Annotated in this window: 14 protein-coding genes and 1 tRNA gene; all 15 read right to left on the bottom strand. The window is 48.2% G+C overall.

The annotated features are described in order from the left end of the window. Positions 1-91: 91 nt before the first annotated feature. On the bottom strand, positions 92-1,249 hold the full coding sequence (locus DW732_RS02835) for a hypothetical protein (RefSeq protein WP_118098615.1): 1,158 nt from the start codon (positions 1,247-1,249) through the stop codon (positions 92-94). A gap of 369 nt (positions 1,250-1,618) precedes the next feature. Then, positions 1,619-1,693 (bottom strand) — tRNA-Val (locus DW732_RS02830). Positions 1,694-1,736: 43 nt separating this feature from the next. Continuing rightward, positions 1,737-2,060 (bottom strand): hypothetical protein, encoded by a 324-nt coding sequence (locus DW732_RS09835; protein WP_158567325.1) that lies wholly within the window; start codon positions 2,058-2,060, stop codon positions 1,737-1,739. Between the two features lie 51 nt (positions 2,061-2,111). Then, positions 2,112-2,420 carry a type II toxin-antitoxin system RelE/ParE family toxin gene (locus DW732_RS02825; RefSeq protein WP_199569719.1) on the bottom strand — a complete coding sequence of 103 codons (309 nt, stop codon included), beginning with the start codon at positions 2,418-2,420 and terminating at the stop codon, positions 2,112-2,114. 2 nt (positions 2,421-2,422) lie between these two features. After that, positions 2,423-2,791, bottom strand: a complete 369-nt coding sequence (locus DW732_RS02820; RefSeq protein WP_117636992.1) for a hypothetical protein — start codon at positions 2,789-2,791, stop codon at positions 2,423-2,425. 69 nt (positions 2,792-2,860) lie between these two features. Continuing rightward, the gene (locus DW732_RS02815) at positions 2,861-3,223 is read right to left on the bottom strand and encodes a hypothetical protein (protein ID WP_118098611.1); all 363 of its coding nucleotides are present in this window, start codon (positions 3,221-3,223) and stop codon (positions 2,861-2,863) included. Continuing rightward, a complete protein-coding gene (locus tag DW732_RS02810) occupies positions 3,198-3,509 on the bottom strand; it encodes a nucleotidyltransferase family protein (RefSeq protein ID WP_118098609.1) in 312 nt (103 codons plus the stop codon). Before DW732_RS02810 ends, DW732_RS02815 begins: the two co-directional genes overlap by 26 nt. Positions 3,510-3,704: 195 nt before the next feature. Then, the gene (locus DW732_RS10155; RefSeq protein WP_255413411.1) at positions 3,705-3,836 is read right to left on the bottom strand and encodes a hypothetical protein; all 132 of its coding nucleotides are present in this window, start codon (positions 3,834-3,836) and stop codon (positions 3,705-3,707) included. Between the two features lie 89 nt (positions 3,837-3,925). Beyond that, positions 3,926-4,225, bottom strand: coding sequence for a type II toxin-antitoxin system YafQ family toxin (locus tag DW732_RS10195; RefSeq protein WP_118098607.1), 300 nt, complete (start codon positions 4,223-4,225; stop codon positions 3,926-3,928). Beyond that, on the bottom strand, positions 4,222-4,542 hold the full coding sequence (locus DW732_RS02800; RefSeq protein ID WP_233539336.1) for a type II toxin-antitoxin system RelB/DinJ family antitoxin: 321 nt from the start codon (positions 4,540-4,542) through the stop codon (positions 4,222-4,224). The genes DW732_RS10195 and DW732_RS02800 overlap by 4 nt, the downstream gene beginning before the upstream one ends. 163 nt (positions 4,543-4,705) lie before the next feature. Continuing rightward, the gene (locus DW732_RS02795; RefSeq protein WP_118098605.1) at positions 4,706-5,800 is read right to left on the bottom strand and encodes a hypothetical protein; all 1,095 of its coding nucleotides are present in this window, start codon (positions 5,798-5,800) and stop codon (positions 4,706-4,708) included. Between the two features lie 187 nt (positions 5,801-5,987). Next, positions 5,988-7,670 (bottom strand): hypothetical protein, encoded by a 1,683-nt coding sequence (locus tag DW732_RS02790; protein WP_118098603.1) that lies wholly within the window; start codon positions 7,668-7,670, stop codon positions 5,988-5,990. Positions 7,671-7,676: 6 nt separating this feature from the next. Continuing rightward, positions 7,677-8,684 (bottom strand): dsDNA nuclease domain-containing protein, encoded by a 1,008-nt coding sequence (locus DW732_RS02785; RefSeq protein WP_233539341.1) that lies wholly within the window; start codon positions 8,682-8,684, stop codon positions 7,677-7,679. A gap of 210 nt (positions 8,685-8,894) precedes the next feature. Further along, positions 8,895-9,917 carry a bacteriophage abortive infection AbiH family protein gene (locus tag DW732_RS02780; RefSeq protein WP_118098599.1) on the bottom strand — a complete coding sequence of 341 codons (1,023 nt, stop codon included), beginning with the start codon at positions 9,915-9,917 and terminating at the stop codon, positions 8,895-8,897. Between the two features lie 208 nt (positions 9,918-10,125). Beyond that, positions 10,126-12,342: a hypothetical protein gene (locus tag DW732_RS02770; RefSeq protein WP_147356349.1), complete on the bottom strand. Its 2,217-nt coding sequence runs from the start codon at positions 12,340-12,342 to the stop codon at positions 10,126-10,128. Positions 12,343-12,345 lie beyond the last annotated feature (3 nt).

Below are 12,345 nucleotides of genomic sequence, written 5' to 3'. Positions count from 1 at the left end.
GTCCGGGTCCAGCCCCGTAATCCGGCATGGTTTTGAAATGGCACTAATTCACTTGCAGGCAAACTAGGTCGTTCTAGCGCCTTGTCGCCGGCTAATTTCCGATTTCCAACCAGTTGCACAAAACATTTGCTCGCAGTCTCGTCTCGGCGCACTTCATTGCCTCAGTTTTGGCTTTATAGCGAATCCCTAAACGGTCGCAGACGCTTTTGACTATGGTGTCTAGCTGCTTTTTGTCGTTAAGCATATCGTGGGTTACCAGGAACACGTCGAAGCCCATGCTCTGCAACGCAGTCATGCGTTCCGCATCGTGGTCAAGTATTGCACCTGAGCCATGAATGACTTCACCTTGGATTTCGATAATTGCCCCTTTCATAAGAATCGGATTTACGATCACGATATCGCCGTAGCAGACCTTTTGACCTGCAATGCTTTGGGCTGCCACGGATAGAGGGGTTAAATCGTTGAGGTACACGTATCTGAATCCTGAACCACCTAGACGTCGAGAACGGCTTAGAAGCAGGACCCCCGCGACCTCGAGTGGTGATGCAGCAATGCCGATAACCTGTTGAGCGGCATCATAAAACTGCTTTCCCCACATTTGACTTTTGACTTTGTCGGCGAAACGATGCAGGTCGCTCAGTTCGATGAGTGGCTTTCTCATCCAGAGAGAAGTAGCTTTGAGTTTTGTAACCTCTCTTCCATCTTCACGCTTGCTCGTTTGGCTATCATTATCTGGGTCCTTAACGGTTGCGCGGGCATAAACTCGTTTCCAAGGAACCTCGTCTTCACCCTCTCCAAGTTCGAACAAATCCTGCGTGCTGGAATTGCGATTCTCCTCTACCGCCATTTTTAGCTGCATTTCGGCAGCGGAAGACGGTTCGAAAACAGAAAACCAGCCGCAAAGTTCGTACATGGCCAGCACGAGATCTATTTGGGACACAAAGCGTGTCATAGTAAATAACGTGTTAAGCGGATTGGTGACACTAAAGCCTAAATGAGTGTCGATTGTTGTGCCGGCATCCGATGCCCCATCCCAACGAATAGTAGAGCGCAATCCCGAGTGGTGATTACAACAACCTGGCGAAGCAACAGCGATAATCGGGGTCTTGAGGACGTCGGTTACGAAAGGGGCTTGGGATAGAGCTCGCCAGCCATCTTCGGAGCTGGGTAAGCGCGGGTAGAGGTCGCGCACCTGCGGCGGGCAGCGCCAATAGCGGAATGCAGTGTTTGCGCAGACGATTTCGTCCATTTGCGCCTCCCCTGGTATCGGTCGTAGGTCGTGCGGATTGCGGGTAAGGTCGATTATCTACTGGCGCATCATGCGGGTAAGTACGGGAAGCTGACCAAACGCTGACCAAAAGCTTGGCGCAATCCGTTGAAAAGCCGCCATAGGCATGAACGCGCTGGTACAAGCTGTGAGCCAGCGGTCTCTGTCTCCACAATTGCACATAGATTACGCAGGGAATTCAATGAATGAACGCAGACGCATTTTGCAAAACGCGCAATGACGACACCTAAGGTGAACTGCATAACATATAACGCCTTAGGTAACTTCGCTTCGATTTTGGTTCCAAAAGAAAAAGGCCAGAGGCATAACACCTCTGACCTGAACTTTAGATGGTGGGCGATACAAGATTCGAACTTGTGACCCCATCCGTGTGAAGGATATGCTCTACCCCTGAGCCAATCGCCCGTCGCCTTTCGGCAAAAGAGATACTAACATAGCAGCGCGTGGTTTACCAAGAACTTTTTGCCCCGATTTTAAATTCGTGGGTGCTAGCCGCGCCATGGCAAACGCCGTAACCACTAAAACCGCAGCTCAACGCTGCTTTACAGCTTGAACCACGACGTCTCGGGGTGGCAGCTTCGTCGATCAGGGCGATGCTGTCCAAATCATCGGGTAAAGTGCGGGGTGCTTTCGGCGCGATAGGGTCGGTTGCGTCTGCTGTACAGTTGTCAAAAGTCATGCTTTCAGGATAATTGCTGCAACAACTATCAGGGCATGTCGTTGCGTTTAACGTTTTAATCACGCCGTCCTTCTGCTGGCTGAATCCGAGCATTTAACCCGGGCATTTCGACCATGCAACCTAAATAGATTATTCTTGAGGCAATCAATCATCGCTGTCCAAGCGTCTAGATGCCAGGTCGAAAACCTTGCCCTTATCCCTTGCACCTATTGCGATGATTTGAACTACTTCGACGTGCCCATCGCGGATGCGATAAATTACGCGAATGCCATCAGTGCGAAACTTAAGTTCCCTACAACCTGCAAGAAGACCCGAAAGCGGCTTGCCAATTTCATCGGCACGAAGCGCAAGACGCGCAATACCTTTGTCCACCATAGCGCGCACCGAGCCATCGAGTGACAGATACTCTTTCTCGGCAATCTTGTCGTAAAACTCAACCTTAAACCTAGCCACGCTCACTCGAACAGCTCCTCGTCGGAAATGGGATCGGTCGCCTCGGCTTCTAGCATGGCCTCGAACCTCTCACGTCCCACGGTATCGGAGAACGGAATGCCCTTTCGATTCGAATCAGTGTCGCCCTGCGCGAGCCTTGCAGCGGCTATAGCGTGCAGGCGCTCCTCTCGGAGCTGTTCGAGTTCGACCGCCATCGCTTCGAACTCGTCGAAGCCAACGATAACAGTATCGATGCCATCGTTCCTGTCTGAGACAAATTGCGGCTCTCTCCGAGCGCGACGTCTCGCTTCGCCAAAATTTTTGCTTGCCTGCGTCGAAGTCAGCACCTGTTCGCGTCCGAAAACGAGTTTCTTGTCTATCACGGCAACCATAGCAACCTCCTTTAAAATCTGTCTCTATTACGTATTATAGTTTCATTTAAATACGTACGTAAAGGAAAGTTAAACAGCAATATTCTTACTATTGATTGCTTCGGATGAACAGGGTTTCGAATCGTACTCCAGAGCAACCGGTTGCCTGACAGGGTTTTCGATGGCGCAGTTTAGGGTCTTTGCGAGCGCCAATGCCGAAGAGACCGAGGCGCGGCGTAGGCCGAGTCGGATCTGCTTGTAGAGCTGTATAGCGCGAAGTAAACCCCCGATTGGATGGCGAGCTATTTTTGCGTTAGACCGGCTGGGCTTTCCCGTGGCTATTAACGCATCCCCATCGCGGATGGCCTTTAGGCTCTCAACGTTGAGTACATCGGGAGGATCAGATAGCAGGATGGTATTCGCAAACTCATCGTCCCGCACATGTTGCTTCATAGATGCGCACCTCATCTTGCTCGATGCTTTTGCGGAAGGGCAGGCGCATGTGCTCTGGTGGGTTGGTGACGATTTCAACCTTTCGCCCAAGTTCCCTTTCGAGCTCATGGGAGAGTTCGTAAAGCGTGCCGAACGTCATGGTGTTGCCGCAGACTAGGCGCAAGTCAATATCGCTATCGGGCGTTTGCTCGCCTCGGGCAAAAGAGCCAAATAAATAGGCTTCGCTGACGTCGTATTGAGCCAGCACGCGGGAGGCGACGGTGGATATGTCGGAAGGCGAAATCATGGGATATTTTCCGTTCAATAGTAGAGCGTCAGGGGGGGCAGCGCGGATACCGCCGATCCGGCTTTTTGCCGTTCTGCAAGCTCGAAAATAAACGGAGCGTTTGATCTAACGAACTCGGTCAAAAAATCCAGATCGTCAGTAGAAAAACCTTCGATATTGAACCAATTAACCTCAGGCAAGAAGCATTCCGCATGGTCAAAGCCAGGCCCAGCCGGGGCCCGACACGCCCGGCTCGTAGTACGTCGCGCCCGCGATGATGAGGCTCTCCGCGCCCGCTGCATAAGAAGGCCCGCCCAGCAGCAAAACGCATAGGCAGGTAATCGTCATTGTGCAGCTACATATCCAACAAGATTGAACAAATTGGATGCCATTAGGTTGAAATCCGAATGGTTTTGGTGGTTTCGATATTAAGGGAATTATCGGAACAGCTCATCATGGCTGCCAGTGCGTTCAAAGAAAGCTACCTCTTCGTTTGATGACCATATGACAAGCCAATCGCCAGAGTTTGCTACGTGACATTCGTTTCGCCCTGCCCAGCTGCCGCTTAGCCGGTGCATATTATGACGTCGCTTTAATATGTCCATTGACTCAGGTGTATTCTGTAGCACCAGGTCAATTAGCTTTTGAAGCTCAGATAAATCCCATTTACGGCGCTTTGCTTTTTTCTCTAAATCTCGGGAGAAGGCTGCAGAGAACTCTGCGGTTAACGTGCTCATTGTGCCATCGCAGCAGCGATCAGATCGGCGCCATTGTCAAACCGTCCTTTTTTGCCAGATGCAAGAAAAGCGTCCCCCTCGCGAATGGCCTCAAGGCTTTCGGCACTGGGCTCCTCAGGGGCAAAAGTCAACGGGATGCGATGGGTGTTGACCATTTGCTTGAAGAAAGCGCGAGTCACGGACGACAAATCAAGTCCATAGTAATCAGCAACTTCCGCCGCCTCGCGTTTGAGGTCGTCGTCAACCCTGATGGTTAATGTTGAGCTTGCCATTTTTAGACCTTCCAATCGCGTGAGTGCAACCTTATTATACTGCATATACAATAGTAGACTATGTAATTACAAGTAATTACATAGTCATTTAAGTGATATGGCACGTCATACATTGCATGCACGAAAAAGGCAACGCTCCCTATCCGGAAATGTTGCCCTTAAAGCTTCAACAGAGTTCTTGTATTGCAGCTAAGTGCGTTGCGCCGCCTCAGCAGCGATATGCGGCAGCTAGAAGTACTGTTCCTAGCAGGAAGAGCGCCACGGATGCTGCAATCCAGTTGGTGTCGCCGGTCTTGGGGAGTACCGCAGTGGCCGCGGTGGCAGCCTTGGGTTTGGGGACTTTGGCGACCGTGGTCTTGGCTACCGTCGTTATTGTCTTGGTTGTCGTGGCCGCGGGTTTCAGTGAGGGATTTGACGTGGGGCCCGTGGTGGGCTCTCCGGCAGCGGGGTTAGCATCGGCGGGAGACTTGTCCGCGCTATCGCCAGTCACCTCGCCCCTGTCGGTCTCCCCCGCCGGCGGCGTGGCGACATCGGGCTCGATCACCACATGCTGTGCCGCAGCCCCGCCAGCATCCACCACGCTACTGGCACCAAAGGCCCCGCCAGCGGGCGTCACAAACCGTGCGGATGCAAGCGACCCGTCCGTGCACGCAACGCCACCGTCGGCGCCGGCCGCATCCAGCCACGAGGCGTCGACGGAAAGCCTACAGCTGGCCGCACCATTGCCAAGGCCCGCATCTTGCAGATACACGCCATAGGCGCGCACGCCCGCTCCGGACCCGGTGCCCGCGGCAACGACGCGCCCGCCGCCGCGCACGGCCATATCGCCAGCGATCACGCCGGCGACCGCCTCGTCCGTGATATCGGCCCCATCCGCCCGGGCATCGACGGTGCAGCCGTCCACCACGAGCGCCTGCGAGGCGTGGATCCCGCACTGCGAGCCCGTCGCCGTCAGGGTCCCGGTGCCGCGAAGCGTCAGGTTACCCCACACCTCCATGCCGCACAGCGTGATGTCCGCATCGGGCGCATGCGACTCCGTCACGGAGTTTTGCCCGGCAAGCGTCAGCACCAGGTCGCCCTCGGCGCCGATGGCCTCACCCGCGTAGCCGTTAAGCTCAAGGTGGTCGGCATCGGTCCAGGTCCAGCCGGGGCCCGACACGCCCGGCTCGTAGTACGTCGCGCCCGCGATGATGAGGCTCTCCGCGCCCGCGGCATAAGAAGGCCCGCCCAGCAAAACGCATAGGCAGGCCATGACAACAATCGCAATGAAATGACGGCTGGTGTAGGACTCGGCAGCAACCATACCCGCTCCGATCTTCGCAGGAGCCAATAGAATGTGTACCAGAAAATGCCCTGGTAGCAGCAGTTATTAGTTTAGCGAGATCAATGCAGAAACAAAGAAAATGTCCCTGAGCAGCGCCAATAATTAGGTGTAAATCGTTTTGCCAATCGGTGAAAGGAGTTCTCCCTTTCACCGATTGACCCGTAAGCTAATTCTTTTCCAAGCATTTAAAGACTACACTCTTGCAATCAGAATAATCCTCTTTGTTGAGGAGATGATATTTCTCATTATTGAGAACAATGATATTAGCGTTCCGAGGGACAACCTCAGAGTCGGCTAAATTAAGCCCTGACACGATCATCTGACCCTGGTAAATAAAAGTGCTGAATATCAGACTGTATTGCCGATAGTATTTTTCATCATCCGCTTCGATATTCAACGGGCTATCTAGAACAACTGGAAGTTCTACCAATTGTTCATTAAATTCTTTCTTCAAATCCAATAGCGTCAAATACCACGCAAGGGTGGCTAAGGGGGCATTGCTGCCGCCCGCCTCAATCTTTGAATTAACATTTTTAATCTTTGCTTTATCAATTGATCTAAGATTGAGTTCCGTTATATGCTCACGTGTCAATTCAACAAAACGTTTGTCGATTTCGCTTTTCTTACTGCTGTAAGAATTGAGTTGTTTTTTAATCTTATCAAGATCGTTACGGCTTTCTTCAAGCGTGGCAATGAAATCAGCACATTCTTCAAGAAGTCGCTTGTTCAGTTGAACGAAACCCTCGATTTGGACTGCTGTTAAGTTATCGCGCTTCACCAGGTTCATTTTCGCTTTCAGCACAGCAAGCTCGGATAATTTCGATTTATATCTCTCTTCTTCAGTGGCAATCTTACGGTCCAATTCGTTAATATCGCGCCCAAGATCATTGCTTAAAAGAAGTGCGTCTTCGCGGGAAATCGAGGAATTAACTCGAACCATTAGGGTGTTAAAAATATCTTGCTCGCAAAGAGGGCATTTTCCCGTCCGAAGCGATTTGGCATTCAAACATAGCTTACGAACTACTCTTTGGGAACCGGCGTAAGCCATCTCCGTTTCTGTCTTATCCGATTTTAGTCGATATAACTTTTTACGGATTTTAGATAGACCGGTAGCCAAGCGTTTATATTCATCTTCAAATTCGTCACAATCCCTTTTAAGTGAGGGCATATCAGCGCTGTAGCCAAGCTGCTCAAGCTCGTTTTGAATACGCTTTCGCATTAAACGATTGGCTTTCAAATCTGTTTCAATTTGTGTAAGGCGGTGCTCAATATCCGTTTTCTGAGCAGTTAAATCAAGATATGTGTGGTCATAGGCGCCTGCAAACTCGTAAATCAAATCGGACTTATACGAACTGTACTCCCCCATGTTATTAAACGAGTTGAAATGCGAACCGTCATAATGATTTTGGTCTACAAAATACGGCGCATAGGAATAAGCGGGCGATGCAATTTCAGTTTTCCCCGAAGCACGCGAGGTCAACCAAATGGCGAAACCAAATTGATCGTATAACTTTTCTGCAAGTAAATGCCTATGGGTCTCAGTCCAAAGCAATTCGAGCCGCTCATCAAATAACTTGAATTGTCCACGGCTTCGGAAAATCGTATATAGTTCAGAACCATAAGAGAACTTTAAAATAAATACTTTACTGTTTACGTCGAACTTGTCATCAAATTTGCAGTCTGCGCCCATGCAGTGATATAGACTTTTAGTGATGACCGATTTACCAAGATCATTGCCCTTTTTTCTATTTGACGTTATGACATTTAAGCCTGATTCGAAACAAATGGTCTTTGCAGTTTCTTCCGAAGGGGACGCAATGATAAGTCTCATGAAGTTAATTCGTGCCATGGCGTGTTACCCTTCTAGAGCAGTCTTAAACGTAGCGATCAGTACATATATCTTTGCAAGCTCTATGCTAATTTCAGGACCTACATTGGATATAAGCTGAGGTCCAACCGTCTCAGCAATCTCATTAGGGCTCATCGACGGATCGGCCTCTTTAAGTAACGAATTTGCAATATTTAGAATCGACTCAGCCTGTGGCTCCATGACTGTTGAAGTGTACTCTTGCAATGCAATACGTAATGAATTCTGCATTAGAGGGGGTTGCCCTTTTATCCATTCGTTTACGAGACCTTGGGGAGTTTCTGCCCTATCTTCATAAACAGAGAAGAGCCTCCTGACTTCCTCACCGCTAATACCCTTATTACTGATCACAGATTTATAATCAGGCTGTTGTTTCTCATTGCATGCGCGATCTGAAGCTAAACCCTCAAGCGCTTCGCATAGCGCCATAGGTTTTTTGGGCTCACATCCCATGACATCATTATAGGTAGACAGAAGGTGTCCGCGAACAGATTCCTGCGGTTTATCAAGGTTCATAGCGACAAGTAGATATGACGCCTTATTTAAATCAGGAGTCATCCCTTTGTTGTCGCGCGTGACAGCTTGTTCGATCTTTTGTTTATCCTCGGGTTCAAGGGTCGCAAACAGAACTTCTCCTGGTGAATCGAATGAACCGCCTTTTTTTACGAAGGGCCTATTGCCAACTATCACAAGTTTTATAGGGCAATCCTGAGATGCATCGTCAAGCTCATAAAGTCTAGCGATAATTGAGATGCCCCTTTTTGGAAGCCGTGTAGCCCAAGTGACTCCAAATTTTCCTTTTCCGCCGGTTTTAACCTGATAAAACTCATAGCGATCGTCTAAATGTAGTTCTATATCGCAACGATAGTCAAAGACAACAGCAAATGAATCAATTCCGGAATCCAAACATGTGAGCAAACGATCGATACCCCAAAAAAGTTCGTTTCTGAATCGATTCTTCGAAATGCTTCCAGAGAGGTCGGGGGCAGTGCCCATATATCCGTCATGGCAAATGGGCATACAGCACTCCCTAACTTAACCAATTAACATAACTGAAGTATAGACTTACCGAAGGCTGTCAGTTGGAAAACCGTTGGGAAACAATTTTATTATGACTCAATTATCTTAGAATCATGACAGGCCTTCATTTTTAGACGATACGCTGCCTATCAATTTCACGTAAGTCGTGAAGCGGCACTCAGCACCCTAGATACTATCTATCGACTGGTCATATTCCTTGTCAAACTCCATGTAACTGGTCATGCGGTAGTTTGAGATGGCAAGCTCGTGGCAAAATTTGTCAATACCATACCGCTTATCCTCGTTGGAATCATACTCGCAAAAGACCCATTCGGCATCACGGTAGCGTGGAGCCAGAACGTCGCGGTAGTATGGCTTATCGACTTTGTCGAACGAGTTGCCCATGACAATTACGGTATCAATCTTGGCAAGCGAGTCCAAGAAATGGTTTAGGGCGTCGCAGTTACCCTCGATGTTTTTCCATGTATCCGCGCAGCGATCGCATGCAACTGTTACACCTTGCTGAATAGTTGCACCGTAAAAATCATCCATTCCATATTTGTCTTCAAGCATCTTCTGAAGCTCGAAAGGATTATTGTCGGGAGAGCCAAATTGAAGAAGCTCGTCTTTATTTAAGACGCTGCCGTGAAGATGGAGGATTCTATCTGGACGAACACCGTAGACATACTCCAGCGTTGGTGTGTAATTAAAGGTAATGAACGAGGCGGCGTCTGGTAAATCAAGCATAGGCTTTACATTAGACACATCGATAGACTCTACCCATTCCCGAAAGCGATCCCTGGTGAGCTTCTTCAGGTATTCAAGACGCATGTGCAACTCAATCCAGAAATCGTCCCATCCTGGATTGTCTTCGGTTAGATCTGGATACGTGTGATCGAGAGTTTCATAACAAAGGTCGTCCCATTCAATGCCGAGTGATTCTTCAAGAGAGCACCATCGAGGATTGTCTTCCCTGGCGGAACCGCGCGTGTAGTCAAGGCTATTCTCAAAATCGGAGCATTCCAACGCATAGACAAACGAATCAAAGTCTTTAACCACTTGCTTATCATGGACTTTCAGCCATTTGTGATAATCCGAATAACTAGTTGCTAAGCCATGATGAAGATCGAATCCGTTTCCAATAATTAAAAGGGTTCGCGTGGCGTCACAATCTACGCCATTGTGAATCTCACGCTCTCTTCTAGCCATCAAGTCGGATGCCTTTCTTTAGAAAAATTCCTTATCAGGTTTTTTGACTTCTGAACACGAACTCCTCTTAATTAAGAAGCTAATATCCGAGTCTTCGATGAGAACATTTGAATTGACGTATGCCTTAGCGTGGCAATGATTTCTGCCGTGCTTCAGCTTGTCCTTTATAATTGCCGATAATGTCTTTCGCTCTATAGGGATCACTGCCTTACTCATCGTTGACGTCCTTCCCAATTGCTAAATCGATAAACGACTTAGAACCCTGATGATACGGATTTACTGAAGATGCCCAAACGGGGAAAAGCCAGCCGTCTTTCCAATTAGAGCCAATGAGCGCACGGTAAAAATAAATACCCATTTCATATTCTGATACTCGCCCTTGTGCATATGGCTGAATATCGCCATCTGCATAGGCATCGGAAAATACATAGTCAAAATAGGGATCTGCCGAATCAGAATTTATTGCATCCTGGTACCTTTTTGCGATACTGTCTAAATCGTTGGGACGCAGCGTGCGCTCATAGTTATCTGAAATGGATCTCGCCACTGGAACTTTATGCATGATATTACCGTGCAGCTTAATCTTTCCATACAGGGCATATGCGGATCCGGCAGAAGTAAAATACACAAGACAGATTAGTAGCTCCCAAAGCAATCGAATTAAATCTGCCCATTCAGCATTCATACACAGGAGCAGGCCCAGCACAAGCGCCGTGATGGTCGTAACGGCAAGAGCGCCGACTCCCATCCACAGCCATTCCTCAGCAAAATAGTCTTCCATTGTTTGCCAAATTGAGATAATATTACCGACTGAAAGAATTGTGATTAATCTAAACAAGTCAGAGGCATCAAAACCGCTGCCCATGCCCTTTGCGTCCGTGCTGCTGGAAAGTTGCAGGTTGTTCGCGAAATAGATATAGACCATTACCATAAGGCATAGAAAAGCAGCCATCGCTAAGGCCGCGATGGGCTTATGACTGCGTTTTTCGTAAGACAGCTCAAGGACAGCTCCGGAAAAACCACGTCCCTCATGAATGTAAAGACGTGAAAACTGTTGATCATAACGATTGCTAACAATCAATTTGTCGGCAAAGAATATATCGCGACCAAGTCCGATTGAGTTTAAATTTAGGCCAGATAGATAACAGTCCTTTAAACCATGAAACGTCAGGTGATAGCTCTCGCAGCAGTCTGCCATTCCAAGTCCAAAGTAATAATGCATGCGCTTTTTGGTTAGTAGTCGCTTGATGTGCAGGATACCCTTGCCGACTATAGATTCGACTCTTTCCCTAAGTAGAACTTGAGGAACGGTTCGTTCAACAGTAATTACTGGAGCCGCAATGAATCCACCCTTATCAGATGGATTTAGCTCATAACAAACGGGTTTTGCGAATCTGTATGATTCCAACAATGACTTTAAAGTTAAGACAGCCTGCCTGTTGTTCTCCGTCTTATCTTGGAATGCATTCAATTCTTTAACTGAATTTACCCCAAGAGCCTTACAAATGCATGAAAGAGAGTCATCTTTAAACTGTTTGTCAGTCTGGTATCTACTAGTTTGCAGCATATAAGCGCAAAAAACCTTGGAATCAATTAGGCGAGGGTAATGGCATTCTGAAAAGTAGTTATTTAGTTCTTCTATCAGCTTATTTAATAACTCGGCATCGTTAAGCCTTCTGCAACGATAGCCGTCCTTTGAGTTCACAACAAGATTGCGCATCAACTCGCATTTCCCTTGGAACAGGACGGGGAGTGTAATGGATTCAGAAATTTGCAGATCGTTAGGTAATAAGAATTCAATTTCGGAGTTGACTTTATAAGCACCTGTCGCAGGCGTTATGCCCTCGCGAACTCGCTTTATTAGCGCCGACGGCGTTATCAAGGCGCGAATAAGAACGGCATTACGGGAAACATCTTTGTTCAGATCGCAGCTAGAGCGCACCTTGCTCTTACAGACTCTGCTAAATACATAAGGGTTACTGGCGCTTTTTATTTCAACATATGAATAAGCTCCGATATACGCCGAATATAGTCCGATAACTGTATCCAGAATAATTGCCGCTTTAATAGAATTGAAATTAGTAAATGAATTGAGACAGCCGAATATGTTGGCTGTTGACCAGAGTAACCCAACTAGTGTGGTTGCGATAAATATGTGGCGCAATCGCCTAATTGCTATCTTGCTTGCCGAAAGCCTGAATGCGGCAAACGTAAGTAATAGCAGAAAGACGCAAAGACTCGCCTCGCTAAAACAGGCAAGGCGGGCATTATGGAAATGAAAGTAAGTGCTTGCACAGGCAGGCACGGCACCGATTGATAACCTCGGAGCCGATCGAGCACCGGTTATAAATTCCGTGGCGGATAGAGAGATTGCAAAGAATAATAAGTACAGTAAAGCAAAGCACGCGTGTATAGAACTAAACATATT

Source organism: Collinsella sp. AM28-11LB (genome assembly GCF_003469895.1).
Lineage (GTDB): Bacteria > Actinomycetota > Coriobacteriia > Coriobacteriales > Coriobacteriaceae > Collinsella.
The sequence above is the reverse complement of the archived record's forward strand: the minus strand, read 5'-3'. Positions and strand labels throughout refer to the sequence as shown.